Consider the following 16,669-nt stretch of genomic DNA (forward strand, 5'->3'; position numbering starts at 1 on the left):
CCGTGATGCTGAACCCCGCCGATGAAGCCTTTGGTGCGCGCCTGCCGCAAGGCGTGCTGCGGCCGGTGACCGAGGCCTATCTGGAAGAGCCGCGCGGGCGGCTGCACGGCAAGGCGGGGCTGATCGCGGCGCCGCGTGATCTGGATGAGACCGCCGCGATCGTCCGTGCCTGCGCCGAGGCGCGGGTGCCGGTGGTCCCGCGCGGGGGCGGTACCGGGCTGGTCGGCGGTCAGGTGATGTGGGACGGCCCCGCACCCCTGATCCTGTCGCTTGAGCGGATGACCGCGATCCGCAACCTGCGCCCGACCGAGGATTCGCTGGTGGCCGAAGCCGGGGCGACGCTGCAATCGGTGCATGACGCGGCGGCCAAGGCCGGGCGGATGTTCCCGCTGTCTCTGGCCTCGCAGGGATCGGCGCAGGTTGGCGGCATACTCGGCACCAACGCGGGCGGCGTAAACGTGCTGCGTTACGGCAATGCGCGCGCGCAATGTCTGGGCATCGAGGCGGTTCTGCCCGACGGCAGCATCCTGCGCGATCTCAAGCGGTTGCGCAAAGACAACACCGGCTATGACCTGCGTGATCTGCTGATCGGCGCCGAGGGCACGCTCGGCATCATCACCGCCGCCAGCCTGCGCATGGTGGCCCAGCCCGCGGGCGTCGGGGTGGCGATGCTGGTGGTCGACAGCCCGGCCGCCGCGCTTGATCTGCTGGCCTTGGCGGGCGAGCGCATGGCCGGCTGCATCTCGGCATTCGAGTTGATCAGCGGGCAGGGCCTCGGCTTTGTGGCCGAGCATTTCCCCGATCTGCGTCAGCCGTGGTCCGAGCCGCCCAGATGGTCGGTGCTGATCGAAATCGGCCTGCCTTCGGGGCTGAACCCCTCGGACGCGCTCGAGGGGCTTTTCGCCGCCGCCGCCGACAAGGATCTGGTCAGCGACGGCGTCATCGCAGGCTCACTTGCCCAGTCGCAGGCGCTTTGGGACCTGCGCGAGCGGATCCCGGACGGCAACCGGCTTGTCGGCGCGGTCGCGAGCCATGACATATCCTTGCCGCTGGATGAGCTTGCCCGGTTCATCACCGATGCCGACGCGATGCTGGCCGGCATGGCCGATGTGCGGATCAACTGCTTCGGCCATCTGGGCGACGGCAACCTGCATTACAACCTGTTCCCCGCCAAGGGCAAAAGCCGGGATGCCTATGACGATCAGCGCGGCCGGCTTTCCGATGCGGTCTATGATCTGGTGATGGCGCGTGGCGGCTCGTTCTCGGCCGAACACGGTATCGGCCGTCTGAAAGTCGCGGAGCTGGAACGTTGGGGCGACCCGGGCCGGCTGGCGGCGATGCGCGCGATCAAATCCGCGCTCGATCCTTTCGGCATCATGAACCCGGGCGCGGTGCTGGCCTGAATCGGCTCGGGCGGCGCGCCCCGGCTTGATCCATCCCCGGGCCTAACCCATCCCCAGCGAATCGCGCCGGGTTTTGGCCCGGGCGGCGTCCGACCGCGCGCTCCAGATCGCGATGATGCCCCAGCCAAGACAGTAAAGCGCGCCGAGCAACAGCACGAACCAGCCCGGAATTGGACCGATGGCGGCGCGGTCAAACAGTTCCCCGAGTGTCGTCGCGGCGGTGGGGTGCACCATGAGTTTGCCGATATAGGCGGCCGTCTGTATCAGCAGGATCCAGAAATAATTGCGCCGGATACGTCGCCCGATTGCGGTCCACATGTCGACGTGATACCGCGGATGCAGGTAATCATTGGCCAGCCGGTCCTGCCAATGCTCTTCCAGATGCAGGTCGCCTTCGCGCAGCATCGGGGCGACGAAATGCAGCTCCAGCCAGCGGCAGCGCGCCCGCCAGACATTGAAATACCGATACCGCCGGGCTTCCAGCATCAGGAAGAAAACGATCAGGATCCCGACAAGGACAAGCGGGAGGGGCGAGGCCTGAGGTGAGGAAAAGGTGATCGACAGGGCGACGCCCAAGGTCACCACCGACCAGTTCGTGGTCGTGTCAAGCCGCGTGCGCCAGATGGTCGAGCGATAGACCTCGGCCCGGTAAAGATGGGCGATCACGCCCATTTCTGCCGGATCAAGCTTTTTGCGCCCATTCCCCAACAGCTTGTCCATCGGGTTTCCTCCCACCCCTCGGACCAGCTTGCCCCCTTGATGGGCCTTGCGCAAGTTTCGCGAAGATATTCCGGTGCTTGGCGCGGTCGCCTAATCCCCTTCAAAGGCGCATAGCACATGCACCTCGTGACCCGCGTCTTCCAGCAGCTTGCGGCCGCCAAGGTCGGGCAGGTCGATGACGAAAGCGCAGCCGACCACCTGCGCGCCCAGCCTTTCGCACAGCCGGATTCCGGCCAGCGCGGTGCCCCCGGTGGCCAGCAGATCATCGACGATCAGCACCCGCTCGCCCGGTTTCAGGGCATCGTCATGGATCTCCATCACCGCCTCGCCGTATTCCAGCGCATAGGTCTGCTCGATGGTGCGGCCGGGCAGTTTGCCTTTTTTGCGGATCGGGACGAAGCCGGTGGTCAGTTGATGGGCAACCGCGCCCCCAAGGATGAAACCGCGCGCCTCGAGCCCGACGACCTTGTCGATCTCTTCCCCGGCATAGGGATGCAGAAGCTGGTCCACGCACATGCGAAACCCGCGCGCATCGCCGAAAAGCGTGGTTACATCGCGAAACAGGATGCCGGGTTTCGGGAAATCCGGGATGGTGCGGATGTAATCCTTGACGGTTTTCTTCTTCATGGTCGCTCCATCTGGAACAGGTCGGTGACGATGGCATAGTCCTTATAGCCCATCCGGGCCAGCCAGCCCTCGGGGCGCAGGTCGAACATGCCGTCCCGCACCAGATCGTCGCGCAGATGAATGCCGCTGACGACGCCCAGGACCATGTAATTCGCCGCACCGGCAAGGCGTATGATGCGCGTCGCCCGGCATTCAAGCGCGGCAGCCGCGCCTTCGACCCGGGGGCAGTCGATGGTTTCGCACGGGATGGCGCGCAGGCCCGCGACCTCGAATTCGTTCACCCCCGCCGGCAGCGCGGCCGAGCTGGCATTCATCACGTCCTTCATCGCGCCGCCGGCGATATTGACGCAAAACACGTTGCTTTCAGATATTTGCGCCACGCTGTCCTTGGTGCCCGGCCGGTCCGGCTTGGCGTTGGTCGACGCGAACATCACCTGTGGCGGGACATAGGCGGTGGCGTTAAAAAACGAGTAGGGCGCAAGATTGTCGCCAAGCCGGCCGCGGGTCGATATCCAGCCGATCGGCCGGGGGGCGATTATTGCGTTGAATGGATTATGGGCCAATCCATGGCCGTTTTCGGGTCGATAGAACATGGCATCCCTCTGCAACCATCGTGGCGCCCGGACGTTCTGTCGTTCCCCGGTACCGACCGGCATGGTAGGCCGCTGGAATGAAAAGCGAAAGGTCGTGAATGTATCAGCTTTGCCCTGAAGAGCCGCGGGATTGGCACGAGGTCGAGGCGTTGATGGATTTGTGCTTCGCACCGGGGCGCACGGCGCTGTCGTCCTATCGGCTGCGCGATGGCGTGCCCCCGGTCGGAGAGCTGTGCCTGTGCCTGCGCAATGGCGAGGGCACGCTGACCGCCGCGATCCGCTATTGGCCGGTGCGGGTCGGCGGCCGGCCGGTTCTGCTGCTGGGGCCGGTCGCCGTGCACCCGACCGCGCAGGGCGAGGGGCTGGGGGCGCTTCTGATGCGCGAAAGCCTGGATCGCGCGATCGGCATGGGCTGGGCGAGGGTCATGCTGGTCGGTGACGCGCCCTATTACAGCCGCTTTGGTTTCGCGCGTCTGGACGATGTGGAAATGCCGCCCCCGACCAATCCCGACCGGGTTCTGGGGCTGGAACTGCAAGCGGGGGCGTGGCTGGGCGTGACCGGCGAGGTCTGCCGCGAAACCTCGCCCGAGACCTTGGCCGGTCTGGCGGAAATCAACAACGATCCCCATATGCATGCCGAATGCGTCGAAATCGAGGCGCCTTTGAAAGGAATACATGGATGAGCGCGCGTCAAACCCAGATCGTGTTGCCACCGATCAACGATCCGACCGTGCATGCCGAAATCGACCGACTCGCGCGGCGCTACAAGGCGGCGGGGGGGCTGTTGATGGAAATCATGGCCACCGTCGGCGGTAGCGCCGAATCGCTGATCGAGCGGCTGCCGCTGTTCGTGCGCGAGCGTCTGGACCGTATCGTCAACGCGGCGCTGAACCGGGCCTTTGACGCCGCCGAGGCCAGCCGCGGGTTGATGCGCGACCGGGGCGACTGGTTCAACCGCCTGATCTCGACCGCGACGGGTGCGGCGGGCGGTGTCGCGGGTCTGCCGGGCGCGATGATCGACCTGCCGGTCACGGTGACGCTGTTGCTGCGCGCCGTGCTGGGCATCGCCGAAGAACACGGGCTCGACCCCAAATCGGACGAGGTGCGCCGCGAATCGCTGCGTATCTTCGCCTCTGCCGGTCCGGGCGAGGAAGATGACGGCACCGACCTTGGTCTCTTGGCCGCGCGGCTGTCGGTGACCGGCCAGACGCTGCAATCGCTGATCGCCAAGGTGGCGCCGCGCCTGTCGGCGATGATGGGCCAGAAGCTGGCCGCGCAGGCTGCGCCGGTGCTGGGTGCGGTTGCGGGGGCCTCGATCAACTACACCTTCGCGCGCTATTATCAGGAACTGGCGCGGGTTCATTTCGGGATCATGCGGCTTGCCGAGGAAACCGGCATTCCGCGTGAAGCGCTGACCGAGGCGCTGCGGCTGCGGATCGAGGAACTGAACCGCACCCGCGCCGTCAAGCGCGCCTGAGGCACGGGTTTCGCGCCGGTTTCAGGGGGCTTCGTCGGGCGTCGGCTCGGGCTCCAGAGCCAGGGGCGCGGCGGCGGGCATCGGCAGCCAATCGGTTGAAAGCGGCGCGCTTGGCCGGGCAAGACGGTTTCGTACCACCCAGATCAGACGTTCCTGCGCCCGGGTGATCGCCACATAGGCAAGGCGCTTCCACAGCGGTATCCCCGCCTCACTGCGGCCCGACCATGCGGCGGCCGACAGGTCGGGCGCGAAAACCTGCACATCCGGCCATTGCGACCCCTGCGCCTTGTGAATGGTCACCGCCGCGCCATGCAGAAAAGCCGCGCCCATGCGGGCGGCATAGGGGATGAAGGGTTCTTCCTCGTCAGGGGTCTCGATCTTGATGATCGAGGCGGCGGACAGGCGCGGATCCTCGGCCCCGATGACATGCAGCCGCGAAAACCCGGGCTTCTTGCCGGGGCCCAGATAGATCACCTGCGCGCCCTTGATCAGTCCCCGCGCTTCAAGGTCGATGCGGCGCTTGCGATGCGAGGCGGGTAGTTCGATCCCGTCGCAGATCAGCGGCTCGCCCGGCAAAAGCGCGTCGCCCGGCGCGCCATGGGCGGCCCGGAATGCGGTGATCAGCCGGATCCGCGTGACATTGCGCCAGACCAGCACCGGCGATTGCGCCATCAGGTCGCTTTCGACCCGTTCGGACCAGACCACCCGGGGATCCTTGTCGGCGGCCGCGCGCACCAACCGTTCGAAATCGGCAAATTCGAGCGCCGGATCGGACAGCGCATGGGCCAGATCGAGGATCGGACTGTCGCCGGCCTGACGGTGGATCCGGTCCAGCATCAGCCGCTGGGGCGCGGCCAGCTTGTCGAAAACCATCTCGCCCGACTGGCCGACCGGGGCAAGCTGGGCGGGATCGCCGAACAGGATCAGGGTCGGGAATATTTCGCGCAAATCCTCGAACTGGCGGTCGTCCAGCATCGAGCTCTCGTCGATCAGCCCGATGTCCAGCGCATCCTCGCGCCTTTTCCAGCCCTTGATGAAATCGGACCCGCGCAGGCCCGCCGCGGCCAGCGCGCCGGGGATCGAGGCATGCTGATCGTAAAACGCCTTGGCCCGGTCCAGCGCCGCATCGGTCAGCCCTTCGACCGTGGGCCGGTCGCCGGCGCCGGTCAGCCAATCGGCGATGCGTTCATATTCGGGGTCGTAGACCGGCGTATAAAGAATACGGTGGATCGTGGTCGCCGGCACCCCGCGCATGCGCAGGACGAAAGCCGCCTTGTTGGTGGGGGCCAGCACGGCGACGGTCCGGCGGTCCTTGCGGCGCTTGCCTTCGTAATCGCCGCTGATGATCTCGACACCCGCTTCCCGCAGGGCCTGAGTGATCCCGGCCAGAAGCATGGTCTTGCCCGAACCGGCCTTGCCGATCACCGCCATCGCCCGACCCTTTCCGGGTTTGGGCGGCAGGATTTCTTCGGCATTCAGGTCGATGCCGGCGACGGCAAAGGTCTCGGCCAATGCGTCCCAGGCTTCGGCCTGATCGGGGGATAGGGCTGGCAAGCTCATTCCCGATGTCTAGCCTGCGCGGGTCGGGAAGAAAAGCGGATGCGGCGCGACCCGATGACGGGCGGTCTCTGGCAGCGTCAGCGGGCATCGGCTATTCTTGCGAAAAAGTGTTTCTTTTAATGGGGTTTCGCCATGTGTTCCGAAAGCCGCGATCCGCATCGTTTCACCCGATATCGCCACCGCTGGGAAATGCCGATGATCTGGCTTTCCGTCGTGATCACGTTGCTGGCGCTGATGGCGGCGACGATGATCTTCATGATCGACGTGGGCGACCAGCTGAACCTGCTGTTAGGTGAGGAACTCGCCGCCGACCTGCGCGACTGGTCAAGCACGGTATCGCTGTTACTGCTCGCGCCGATCGCGATGTATATCTATCGTTTCTACGTCATCGCGAATGAAAAGGCCGGCGCGATCCGGGTCGGGCCGAAGCAGTTCCCCGAGCTTTGGGCGCTGTATCAGGATCTGGGGCGGCGGCTGGACATGCCGGTCCTGCCGCGGCTGTACGTCACCAACGGTAACGGCGTGGTCAACGCCTTCGCGATGGAATGCAACCGGCGCAACCGCTACATCGTGCTGAACGCCGAAATCGCCATGATGCTGCCGACCGCGCCGGATGTGGTGGCCTTTGTGCTTGCCCATGAAATGGCCCATCACAAGCTGCGCCATGTCAGCCTGTGGCGCGCCGTCATCGGCATCATTCCGGGCGTTATGGTGCTGCCCGGTCTGGCGACGACACGGGCGCAGGAATATTCCGCCGACCGGCTGGCGCTGGCGGTCTGCCCGAACCACGCCACCGCGGTGCGGCTGTTGTCGGTCGGGCCGTGGCTCGCCGATGGCGTCGATCCGGCGGCGTGGCTGGAACAGGCGAAGGACGAGCATCGCGAATGGATGATCCGCGCCGCCAATTCCATGTCCAGCCATCCGGTCGGTATCAAACGCTACAAGGCGCTGCGCGACATCGAGGAAAAGGGCTTTTCCGTCCATGGCGAGATGTTCTGAGGCCTGCGCGTATCAAGGCGTCCGGTCCTAACCGGGCGGACCCGCGTCGATCACATCCTCGACCGTGCGCAGTCCGGTGCGCGGGCTTTGCACCAGCACCGCCATATTGCCCGGCTTATGCTCGTTCCGCAGCATCTTCATATGCGCCGCCGGAATGTCGGCCCAGGGAAAGACCTCGGACATGCAGGGGTCGAGCCGCCGGTCCAGCATCAGCCGATTCGCGGCCGAGGCCTGTTTCAGGTTGGCGAAATGACTGCCCTGAAGCCGCTTCTGGTGCATCCACATATAGCGCGCGTCGAAGGTGCAGTTGAAGCCGCTGGTGCCGGCACAGATCACCACCATGCCGCCTTTCTTGCAGACGAAGGTGCTGACCGGAAAGGTCGCCTCGCCGGGGTGTTCGAACACGATGTCGACGTTATTGCCCTTGCCGGTGATGTCCCAGATCGCCTGACCAAAGCGCCGCACCTCGGTGAACCATTGCCGGTATTCGGGGCTGTTGACCCGGGGCAGCGCGCCCCAGCAGTCGAAATCGGTGCGGTTGATGACCCCCTTGGCGCCCAGCCCAAGGACAAAGTCGCGCTTGTCCTCGTCGCTGATCACGCCGATGGCATGGCCGCCGGCGGTGTTGATCAACTGGATCGCGAAGGAACCAAGCCCGCCCGAGGCGCCCCAGACCAGCACGTTGTGGCCGGGCTTCAGCTCATGCGGTTCATGCCCGAACAGCATGCGATAGGCGGTGGCCAGCGTCAGCGTGTAGCAGGCCGATTCCTCCCAAGTCAGATGTTTGGGGCGGTGCATGAGTTGCTGGGCCTGCACACGGGTGAACTGCGCGAAGGATCCGTCCGGCGTCTCATAGCCCCAGATCCGCTGGCTGGGTGAGAACATCGGGTCGCCGCCGTTGCATTCCTCGTCATCGCCGTCATCCTGATTGCAGTGGATGACGACCTCATCCCCGACCTTCCAGCGCCGCACCTTGTCGCCGACCGCCCAGACCACGCCGGCGGCGTCCGAGCCGGCGATGTGATGATCGGCCCCGTGCACGTCGAACGGGCTGATCGGCTGGCCCAGCCCGGCCCAGATGCCGTTGTAATTGACCCCCGCCGCCATCACCAGAACCAGCACCTCTTGGCTGTCGATGGCGGGCACGTCGACGATTTCCAGTTGCATGGCCTTGTCGGGCGTGCCGTGCCGGTCGCGGCGGATCGTCCATGCGTGCATCTGCTTCGGGACATGGCCCAAGGGGGGCATCTCGCCGATCCGGTACAGCTCCCTGATCGGCGCATCATAGTCGGCGAAATCGGTGGCCAGTTGCATGAACCGCTCCGGTTACTTTTGCCGCAGTGCAGAAGCAGGGCGACGATGCAGGCGTGATATAGCCCGCTGCGCAATATTGCAACCGTGCAAGCGACCAATTCGCAACATTGTGTCCGCTGCGCTGCGGCAATTGCCGCGTTCCGTCCGCCCTTGACGCTGTGGCGTGGCGGCTGTTCACTCGTCCGGTCTTTTCCCTTGTGCCACAGGATCGCCATGCCCGCCGCAGAAAACCGTTTCAAATCCGCCCTGTCGCGGGGCCAGCTTCAGATCGGATCCTGGGTGGGGATGGCCGATCCCTATCTGGCCGAGATCACCGCGACGGCGGGTTTCGACTGGCTTCTGGTGGACGGAGAGCATGCGCCGAACGATCTGCGCACGATCATGGAGCAGGTGCGTGTCATTCAGGCCTCGGACAGCCATCCGGTGGTGCGCCTGCCGGTGGGCGAGACATGGATGATCAAGCAGGTGCTGGACGCAGGCGCGCAGTCGATCCTGATCCCGCTGGTCGAAAGCGCGGAACAGGCCCGCGACCTTGCGCGCGCCGTGCAATACCCCCCGAACGGTGTGCGCGGGGTCGGCGCGGCGCTGGCGCGGTCGTCGCGGTTTTCCGGCATCCCCGATTATCTGGCCACGGCGGATGCGCAGATCTGGTTGGGTGTGCAGGTCGAGACCCGGGCGGGTCTGGCCGCGCTTGACGATATTCTGGGTGTCGGGCGCGTGGACGGGGTCTTTGTCGGCCCCGCCGATCTTGCCGCCGACATGGGGTATCTGGGCCGCTATGACGTGGCCGAGGTGAATGACCTGATCCTTGATGCGCTCGGGCGGATCGCGGCGGCGGGCAAGGCGCCCGGCATCCTGACCACCGACCCTGCATTCGCCGCAACCTGCCGCCGGGCGGGCGCGCGCTTTGTCGCGACCACCATCGACGTCACGCTTTATGCCCAAGCGATCCGGCAGGCGGCCCAGCAGTCGCGCGACAATCTGGCCGATCAGACCTAGCTGCGGCCCAGCATATAGAATTCGTCGTTCGGGCGGATATCGCCGGCGTTGACAAGCCGGTTCGACATGCCGAAAAACGCCGCGATCGCGCCGATGTCCCAGATTTCATCCTGCGAGAACCCGGCCGCCGTCAGCGCCTCGCGGTCGGCGGCGGTGATGCGGTCGGCCTGCAACGCGACCTTTTCGGCATAGCCGAGCATCGCATATTGGCGCGGGCTCAGATCGGCCTTGCGCCAGTTCACCGCCACCTGATCCGCGATCAGCGGGTTTTTCGCGCGGATGCGCAGGATCGCGCCATGGGCGACCACGCAATACTGACAGCGGTTCACCCCCGAGGTCGCGACCACGATCATCTCGCGCTCGGCCTTGCTAAGCCCCTCGTCCTTGTCCATCAGCGCGTCGTGATAGGCGAAGAACGCGCGGAACTCGGCCGGGCGATGCGCCAGCGCCAGAAACACGTTCGGCACGAAGCCGGATTTTTCGGCGACCTTCTCGATCGCCGCGCGGATGTCGTCCGGCAGGTTGGCCAGATCGGGCACGGGAAAGCTGCTGATCGGATGTTCTGTCATCTGAGTCTCCATCGGCTGGGGACCACCTTGCGGCAAGGCGGGACCGGGCAAAAGGGTCAATCGGCCTTTAATGCCGCAAGCGCGGCCTGAACCTTGGGCGTGCGGTGCAGATCGACATGGGTCACCAGCCACAGGGCCGAGGCGAGTTCGGGCAGGTCCAGCATCTCGACAAGCCCCTCGGTCCGCTGGGGCGACACGGGTCCGATGCCCAAGCCGGCCCGGATCGCCGCCAGACGAAGATTGGAATCGTTGCTGACCAGCACCCGGTTGCCGGCCGAGATCCGCGCGTTCAGCCAGCGCATCAGCGGTGCCCCCTGCGCCTCGTCGCCGGGCACGACCCAAAGATGGCGCGCCGGGTCGGTCAGCGGACCATGCGCCGCCAGATATTCGGCCGTACCGTGCACGGTGCTGCGCTGGACCGTCAGCGGCTGGACCACGTAATCGGGCTCTATCGGCTTGGCGCCGGCGCGAATCGCGATATGCGCCTCGCCCGCGCCAAGGCGAAACAGGCGTACATCGGTTTCATACCGAACCCGCAAGCCGGGATGGGCGCGCATCAGCCCGATCAGCTTCTGCGTCACCAAACCGCTTAACCCGGGCAATGAGGTGATGATCAGGCTGCCCTCGATCCGGTTGCCGGTGCCGGCGATCTGGGCGGTCATCTGGTCCAACCGCTCCTCGGCGCCGCCGGCCATGTCGCTTAGGATCTGGCCGGCCTCGGTCAGCACATAGCCGCGGGCGTGACGCAGGAACAACCGCGTGCCCAGCCGCTCCTCCAACGTGTCGATGTGGCGGATCACCGTGGCGTGGTGGATGCCAAGCGTCAGCGCCGCACCGCTGACGGTGCCGGCGCGCGCCACGGCAAGGGCGGTGCGGATATCGTCCCAATGTCCCATGGAAATGTTCAAAAACGCACAAACCCTCCGCGATTATCGCTATTTCGTTCGATTATGCAATCATCTATCTAACCATCAAACACCACTATGCACCGTAGAAAGTACCCCGATGAAAATTCTGCAAATCGACAGCGCCATCACCGCCGAAAACTCGGTGTCGCGCAAGCTGACCTCGGACATCGTGGCCAAGCTGAAACTCGCCAATTCCAACGCCGAGGTGACCTATCGCGACCTGAACCAGGGCGTGCCGGCCATCGACACCGAGTGGTTTCAGGCGGTCCGTCTTGCCCCCACCAATCCGACGCCCGACCAGCAAAAGCTGATCGACGTGTCGAACGCCTATCTGAAAGAGGTGCAGGATGCCGATGTTCTGGTAATCGGCTCGCCGATCTATAACTTCGCCATCCCGGCCCAACTGAAGAACTGGCTGGACCAGATCGCGCGCGCGGGCCTGTCCTTCCGCTATACCGAGGCCGGCCCCGAAGGCCTGCTGAAAGGCAAGCGCGCCATCATCGCCTATTCCGCCGCCGGCACGCCGCTTGGGTCCGACCTTGACTTCGCCTCGGGCTACCTGCGCCATATGCTTGGGTTCTTCGGCATCACCAATGTCGAATTCGTCGCCGCCGACCGGCTGGCCTTCGACCGTGACGCGGGGCTTGCCCGCGCGCAGGACGCGCTGGAACTGCTCGCCGCCTGAACGGGCAAGCTGACGGGCAACCTGAGCGGGCAAATTTCCTTACCGGACGGCCTTCGTTGACTCGGGGGCCGTTTTTGCCTATCTGGTGCCCTGAATCCCCGGAAGGTGCGCCTTCCGGTCCCCGGCGCGGCTGGGGATCGCCCCCCGTCAGCGCGTCGCGCCCACGGGGGCGTTGTTGCTTTGGTCTGATGGAGGGCCGCCGATGTTTGAGAACCTATCCGACCGGCTTGGCGGCGTCTTTGACCGGCTGACCAAGCAGGGTGCGCTTTCCGAAGACGATGTCACCGCCGCGATGCGCGAGGTGCGGGTGGCGCTGCTCGAGGCGGATGTCTCGCTGCCGGTGGCCCGCGAATTCGTCAAGAAAGTCACCCAGAAGGCCACCGGGGCCGCGGTCACCAAGTCGATCACGCCCGGCCAGCAGGTGGTCAAGATCGTTCATGACGAGCTGATCAAGGTTCTTCAGGGCGAGGGCGAGCCCGACGTGCTTCGCATCGACAACCCGCCCGCGCCGATCCTGATGGTCGGGCTTCAGGGCTCGGGCAAGACCACGACCACCGCGAAACTGGCCAAGCGTCTGAAGGACCGCGAGAAAAAGCGGGTGCTGATGGCGTCGCTTGACACCAACCGCCCGGCCGCGATGGAACAGTTGGCTATTCTTGGCCAGCAGGTCGGCGTCGATACCCTGCCGATCGTCAAGGGCGAAACCGCCGTCCAGATCGCCAAACGCGCCAAGCAGCAGGCGACGCTGGGCGGCTATGACGTCTATATGCTCGACACCGCCGGGCGCCTCCATATCGACGAAGTGCTGATGGACGAGGTGCAGGCGGTCCGCGACGTCGCCAACCCGCGCGAAACCCTGCTGGTCGTCGACGGGCTGACCGGTCAGGATGCGGTCAACGTCGCCACCGAATTCGACGGCAAGGTCGGCATTTCGGGCGTGGTGCTGACCCGGATGGACGGCGACGGGCGCGGTGGTGCGGCACTGTCGATGCGCGCGGTCACCGGCAAGCCGATCCGCTTCGTCGGCCTTGGCGAAAAGATGGACGCGATCGAGACCTTCGACGCCCAGCGAATCGCCGGCCGCATCCTCGGCATGGGCGACATCGTGGCGCTGGTCGAGAAGGCGCAGGAGGTGCTGGAGGTCGAGCAGGCCGAGCGCATGATGAAGCGGTTCCAGAAGGGGCTGTTCAACATGAACGACCTCAAGAACCAGCTTGAGCAGATGCAGAAGATGGGCGGGATGCAGTCCATCATGGGCATGATGCCCGGCATGAACAAAATGGCCAAACAGGCCAAGGCGGCGGGGCTGGACGACAAGGCCATCGGCCATCAGGTCGCGCTGATCAACTCGATGACCAAGAAGGAACGCGCCAACCCCGACCTGCTGCAAGCCAGCCGCAAAAAGCGGATCGCGGCCGGGGCGGGGCTGGACGTGGCGGAACTGAACCGGCTTCTGAAGATGCAGAAGCAGATGGCCGACACGATGAAAAAGCTCGGCAAGATGGGCAAGGGCGCGATGCTGAAACAGGCGATGCGCGCCATGCAGGGCAAGGGCGGCGGGCTGCCGGACATGGCCGATGTCGATCCCGCCAAGATGGCCGAGGCGACGAAAATGCTGCAAGACCCGCGCGGCCTGGGCGGCCAGCTTGGCGGCATGGGCCTGCCCGGCGGCCTGTCGGGTCTGTTCGGAAAGAAGAAGTAACCCTTTCATGTCCGAACTTGGCGTCACAGTTCCGGTGATCGAGACAGCGCGGCTGATCCTGCGCGGGCCGCGCTTGTCGGATCTGGATGCCTTCGTGGCATTCGGCCAGTCCGATCGCGCGAAATTTGTCGGCGGCCCCATGCAGCCGTGGGAATCATGGAACGCGCTGCTGATCGTGATGGGCCATTGGATCGCGCGCGGCTTCGGCTGGTGGGTGCTTGAAGACAAGGCCAGCGGCAAAACCGCAGGCCGCGTCGGCATTGGCTATCATCTGGACTGGCCTGAACCCGAACTCGGCTGGCATCTCTACGACGGTTTCGAAGGCAAAGGCCTCGCCTATGAGGCCGCCATTGCCGCCCGCAACCACGCCTACGCCGAAATGGGCTTCGGCCCGTTGATCTCGCTGGTCGACCACGACAATACCGCCTCGGCCAATCTCGCCCGCCGCCTCGGCGCCACGCCCGAATCCGAAACCACCATCCGGGGCGAGTCCGCGATCATCTTCCGCCATCCGAAGGTGATCGCATGACGCCCTCGTTCTTTCTTGTCCAAATATCCTCGGGGGTGCGGGGGCAGAGAGCCCCCGCTGCCTCCCGTCACAGCGGAGCCAGCGCATGAATGATGTAACCGCCCGCGCCGCCGCCCTGCTCAGGGATCACCGCGCCAGCATCGACCGGCTGGACGCGATCCTTGTCTATACGCTGGCCGAAAGGTTCAAGCACACCCAATCCGTCGGCCGTCTCAAGGCCGAACACGACCTTCCGCCTTCGGACCCTGCGCGTGAATCGCAGCAGATCGAGCGGCTGGAACGCCTCGCGCGCGAGGCCGATCTCGACCCGGAATTCGCGCGCAAATTCCTGAACTTCGTGATCGCCGAAGTCATTCGGCACCACGAGAAACACCAATCGAACGGCGGCGCATGATGCCCGCCAACCAAGCCATTTCAAAGGAGAATACGCAATGGCAATGAAGATCCGTCTGGCCCGTGGTGGCTCGAAGAAGCGGCCCCATTACTCGATCGTCGCCACCGATTCGCGCATGCCGCGCGACGGCCGCTTCCTTGAAAAGCTCGGCACCTACAACCCGCTGCTGCCCAAGGACAGCGAAGACCGCGTCAAGATGGACCTCGATCGCGTGCAGTACTGGCTGGGTCAGGGCGCGCAGCCGACCGACCGCGTGGCCCGCTTCCTCGAAGCCGCCGGCGTCAAGGAAAAGGCCGAGCGCAAGAACCTGAAAAAGGCCGAGCCCGGCAAGAAAGCCACCGACCGCGCCAAGCAGAAAGCCGACAAGGCCGCCGCTGCCGCCGCCCCGGCCGACGCCGACGCGGAATAAGCCCCATGTCACAGCGGGTGTGCCTGGGCGCCATCGCCGGCGCCTTCGGTGTTCAGGGCGAGGTGCGGCTGAAAAGCTTCACCTCGGAGCCCGCGGACATCGGCAGATATTCTCCGCTGACCACCGAAGATGGCGGACGGTCCTTCACCGTCCGCATCACCCGCCCGGTCACCGGCGGCTTTGGCGCGCGGCTTTCGGGCGTCAACACGCGGGAAGAGGCTGAGGCGCTGAAGGGCGTCACGCTGTGGGCGGAACGTGACCGCCTGCCGGGTCTGCCGGATGACGAATTCTACCACGCCGATCTGATCGGGCTTCTGGTGCTGGACACCGGCGGGGCCGAACTGGGCCGCGTCCGCGCGATCTATAACCACGGCGCCGGCGATATTCTGGAAATCTACAACAGGGGCCAGCAATTGCTGATCCCCTTCACCCGCGCGGCGGTGCCGACCGTCGATATCGAGGCCGGCCGGATCATCGCCGACCCGCCGGGATCCGACGAATGACCGGGTGCCTTTGCAACCCCGCCGGCGGTTCGCGATGACACAGCCGCCGCGCTCTCACGGCCGGTTGTCGATCACGGCCAGCTTGAAGCCGCGCGACCTGATGGCCGAGCCACAGGTGGCGGGGGCATGGACCGCGCAGATCGTCACCCTGTTCCCCGAAGCCTTTCCCGGCACCCTTGGCCTTTCGCTGACCGGCAAGGCGCTGGCGGACGGGCTGTGGAACCTGCGCACCATTGACCTGCGCGGCGTTGGCATCGGGCGTCACCGCAATGTCGATGACACCCCGGCCGGTGGCGGCGCCGGCATGGTGATCCGGCCGGATGTGATGGATGCCGCCCTGCGCGAGGCGGGTCCGCGCCTGCCCGTCGTCTATCTGTCGCCACGGGGGCGCCCCTTTACCCAGACCCGCGCCCGCAGCCTTGCGGACGGGCCCGGCGTCACCCTGATCTGCGGCCGGTTCGAAGGGGTGGACCAGCGCGTGCTGGACGCTCATGCGGTCGAGGAGATCAGCATCGGCGACTATGTCCTGACCGGCGGAGAGATTGCCGCGCAGGTCTTGATCGACGCCACGGTTCGCCTTATACCGCGCGTGCTGGGGAATCAGGCATCCTTGGCCGAGGAATCCTTTTCCGACGGTCTGCTTGAACAGCCGCAGTACACGAAGCCCGCCCTTTGGGAAGGCCGCGCGATCCCGGACGTGCTTCTGTCCGGCAATCACGCGGCTATTGCCAATTGGCGGCAACAGATGGCCGAAGGCCTGACCAAGGAACGCCGCCCCGACCTGTGGCGGGCATGGACCGACCGCAAGGCCGCCATCGACCCGGCAAAGGACCGACAGCTCTCGGGCGCATCAGACCATCGCGGGACCACCGCGAGCATAGGAAAGGGTAATGGCGATGAACCTGATCGCACAGATTGAGGCCGAGCAGATCAATGCGCTCGGCAAGGACATCCCGGACTTCAAGGCCGGGGACACCGTCCGCGTCGGTTACAAAGTGACCGAAGGCACGCGGACCCGTGTGCAGAATTACGAAGGCGTGGTGATCTCGCGCAAGGGCGGCGGCATCGGCGCTTCGTTCACCGTGCGCAAGATTTCCTTCGGTGAGGGTGTCGAGCGGGTGTTCCCGCTGTATTCGACCAACATCGACAGCATCACCGTGGTCCGCCGTGGCCGCGTTCGCCGGGCCAAGCTGTACTATCTGCGTGACCGTCGCGGTAAGTCCGCGCGTATCGCCGAGGTCACGAACTACAAGCCCAAAGCCGAAGCCAAGGCCTGAG

Annotated in this window: 20 protein-coding genes; 13 read left to right on the plus strand and 7 right to left on the minus strand. The window is 65.4% G+C overall.

Annotated elements, in window-relative coordinates; genetic code table 11:
* The first annotated feature begins 5 nt into the window (after positions 1-5).
* Complete coding sequence (locus ACFSCT_RS12975; protein WP_379144374.1) at positions 6-1,403, plus strand: FAD-binding oxidoreductase; 1,398 nt, start codon at positions 6-8, stop codon at positions 1,401-1,403.
* A gap of 42 nt (positions 1,404-1,445) precedes the next feature.
* On the opposite strand, the gene ACFSCT_RS12980 is transcribed toward ACFSCT_RS12975, so the two are convergent.
* The 3 genes from ACFSCT_RS12980 to ACFSCT_RS12990 all read right to left on the minus strand — a co-directional run bounded on the left by ACFSCT_RS12980 (position 1,446) and on the right by ACFSCT_RS12990 (position 3,343).
* The gene (locus tag ACFSCT_RS12980; protein WP_379143369.1) at positions 1,446-2,123 is read right to left on the minus strand and encodes a DUF2270 domain-containing protein; all 678 of its coding nucleotides are present in this window, start codon (positions 2,121-2,123) and stop codon (positions 1,446-1,448) included.
* A 90-nt stretch (positions 2,124-2,213) separates the two neighbouring features.
* Positions 2,214-2,750, minus strand: a complete 537-nt coding sequence (locus ACFSCT_RS12985) for an adenine phosphoribosyltransferase (RefSeq protein WP_379143370.1) — start codon at positions 2,748-2,750, stop codon at positions 2,214-2,216.
* Complete coding sequence (locus tag ACFSCT_RS12990; protein ID WP_379143372.1) at positions 2,747-3,343, minus strand: flavin reductase family protein; 597 nt, start codon at positions 3,341-3,343, stop codon at positions 2,747-2,749. Before ACFSCT_RS12990 ends, ACFSCT_RS12985 begins: the two co-directional genes overlap by 4 nt.
* Positions 3,344-3,441: 98 nt before the next feature.
* Here ACFSCT_RS12990 and ACFSCT_RS12995 point away from each other — a divergent pair, with 98 nt between their 5' ends.
* Both ACFSCT_RS12995 and ACFSCT_RS13000 read left to right on the plus strand, forming a co-directional pair.
* Positions 3,442-4,026: a GNAT family N-acetyltransferase gene (locus ACFSCT_RS12995; protein WP_379143373.1), complete on the plus strand. Its 585-nt coding sequence runs from the start codon at positions 3,442-3,444 to the stop codon at positions 4,024-4,026.
* Positions 4,023-4,820, plus strand: coding sequence for an EcsC family protein (locus ACFSCT_RS13000; protein WP_379143374.1), 798 nt, complete (start codon positions 4,023-4,025; stop codon positions 4,818-4,820). The genes ACFSCT_RS12995 and ACFSCT_RS13000 overlap by 4 nt, the downstream gene beginning before the upstream one ends.
* 21 nt (positions 4,821-4,841) lie before the next feature.
* Here ACFSCT_RS13000 and ACFSCT_RS13005 read toward each other — a convergent pair whose 3' ends face one another.
* A complete protein-coding gene (locus ACFSCT_RS13005) occupies positions 4,842-6,380 on the minus strand; it encodes an ATP-dependent DNA helicase (RefSeq protein ID WP_379143375.1) in 1,539 nt (512 codons plus the stop codon).
* Positions 6,381-6,575: 195 nt separating this feature from the next.
* On the opposite strand from ACFSCT_RS13005, the gene ACFSCT_RS13010 reads away from it, so the two are divergent.
* Complete coding sequence (locus ACFSCT_RS13010; RefSeq protein ID WP_379143377.1) at positions 6,576-7,379, plus strand: M48 family metallopeptidase; 804 nt, start codon at positions 6,576-6,578, stop codon at positions 7,377-7,379.
* A 27-nt stretch (positions 7,380-7,406) separates the two neighbouring features.
* On the opposite strand, the gene ccrA is transcribed toward ACFSCT_RS13010, so the two are convergent.
* Complete coding sequence (gene ccrA, locus ACFSCT_RS13015) at positions 7,407-8,693, minus strand: crotonyl-CoA carboxylase/reductase (RefSeq protein WP_379143379.1); 1,287 nt, start codon at positions 8,691-8,693, stop codon at positions 7,407-7,409.
* A gap of 213 nt (positions 8,694-8,906) precedes the next feature.
* Here ccrA and ACFSCT_RS13020 point away from each other — a divergent pair, with 213 nt between their 5' ends.
* Positions 8,907-9,692, plus strand: coding sequence for an aldolase/citrate lyase family protein (locus tag ACFSCT_RS13020; protein WP_379143381.1), 786 nt, complete (start codon positions 8,907-8,909; stop codon positions 9,690-9,692).
* Here the strand turns inward: ACFSCT_RS13020 and ACFSCT_RS13025 are convergent.
* Both ACFSCT_RS13025 and ACFSCT_RS13030 read right to left on the minus strand, forming a co-directional pair.
* The gene (locus tag ACFSCT_RS13025; RefSeq protein ID WP_379143382.1) at positions 9,689-10,261 is read right to left on the minus strand and encodes a peroxidase-related enzyme; all 573 of its coding nucleotides are present in this window, start codon (positions 10,259-10,261) and stop codon (positions 9,689-9,691) included. The genes ACFSCT_RS13020 and ACFSCT_RS13025 overlap by 4 nt on opposite strands.
* 56 nt (positions 10,262-10,317) lie before the next feature.
* Complete coding sequence (locus ACFSCT_RS13030; protein ID WP_379143384.1) at positions 10,318-11,157, minus strand: LysR family transcriptional regulator; 840 nt, start codon at positions 11,155-11,157, stop codon at positions 10,318-10,320.
* A gap of 109 nt (positions 11,158-11,266) precedes the next feature.
* On the opposite strand from ACFSCT_RS13030, the gene ACFSCT_RS13035 reads away from it, so the two are divergent.
* The 8 genes from ACFSCT_RS13035 (at position 11,267) to rplS (ending at position 16,668) form a co-directional block, all read left to right on the plus strand.
* Complete coding sequence (locus ACFSCT_RS13035; RefSeq protein WP_379143386.1) at positions 11,267-11,854, plus strand: FMN-dependent NADH-azoreductase; 588 nt, start codon at positions 11,267-11,269, stop codon at positions 11,852-11,854.
* 202 nt (positions 11,855-12,056) lie between these two features.
* The gene (gene ffh, locus ACFSCT_RS13040) at positions 12,057-13,556 is read left to right on the plus strand and encodes a signal recognition particle protein (protein WP_379143387.1); all 1,500 of its coding nucleotides are present in this window, start codon (positions 12,057-12,059) and stop codon (positions 13,554-13,556) included.
* 7 nt (positions 13,557-13,563) lie between these two features.
* Positions 13,564-14,085 (plus strand): GNAT family N-acetyltransferase, encoded by a 522-nt coding sequence (locus tag ACFSCT_RS13045; protein WP_379143388.1) that lies wholly within the window; start codon positions 13,564-13,566, stop codon positions 14,083-14,085.
* 85 nt (positions 14,086-14,170) lie between these two features.
* Positions 14,171-14,479 (plus strand): chorismate mutase, encoded by a 309-nt coding sequence (locus tag ACFSCT_RS13050; protein ID WP_379143390.1) that lies wholly within the window; start codon positions 14,171-14,173, stop codon positions 14,477-14,479.
* Between the two features lie 37 nt (positions 14,480-14,516).
* The gene (rpsP, locus tag ACFSCT_RS13055) at positions 14,517-14,888 is read left to right on the plus strand and encodes a 30S ribosomal protein S16 (RefSeq protein ID WP_379143392.1); all 372 of its coding nucleotides are present in this window, start codon (positions 14,517-14,519) and stop codon (positions 14,886-14,888) included.
* A gap of 5 nt (positions 14,889-14,893) precedes the next feature.
* Positions 14,894-15,391 (plus strand): ribosome maturation factor RimM, encoded by a 498-nt coding sequence (rimM, locus tag ACFSCT_RS13060; protein WP_379143394.1) that lies wholly within the window; start codon positions 14,894-14,896, stop codon positions 15,389-15,391.
* 34 nt (positions 15,392-15,425) lie between these two features.
* The gene (trmD, locus tag ACFSCT_RS13065) at positions 15,426-16,310 is read left to right on the plus strand and encodes a tRNA (guanosine(37)-N1)-methyltransferase TrmD (RefSeq protein ID WP_379143396.1); all 885 of its coding nucleotides are present in this window, start codon (positions 15,426-15,428) and stop codon (positions 16,308-16,310) included.
* Positions 16,288-16,668, plus strand: a complete 381-nt coding sequence (gene rplS, locus ACFSCT_RS13070; RefSeq protein WP_379144376.1) for a 50S ribosomal protein L19 — start codon at positions 16,288-16,290, stop codon at positions 16,666-16,668. Before trmD ends, rplS begins: the two co-directional genes overlap by 23 nt.
* Position 16,669: the final 1 nt, after the last annotated feature.

It is taken from the genome of Paracoccus pacificus, from assembly GCF_042680785.1.
In the GTDB taxonomy this organism is placed as follows: domain Bacteria; phylum Pseudomonadota; class Alphaproteobacteria; order Rhodobacterales; family Rhodobacteraceae; genus Paracoccus; species Paracoccus pacificus.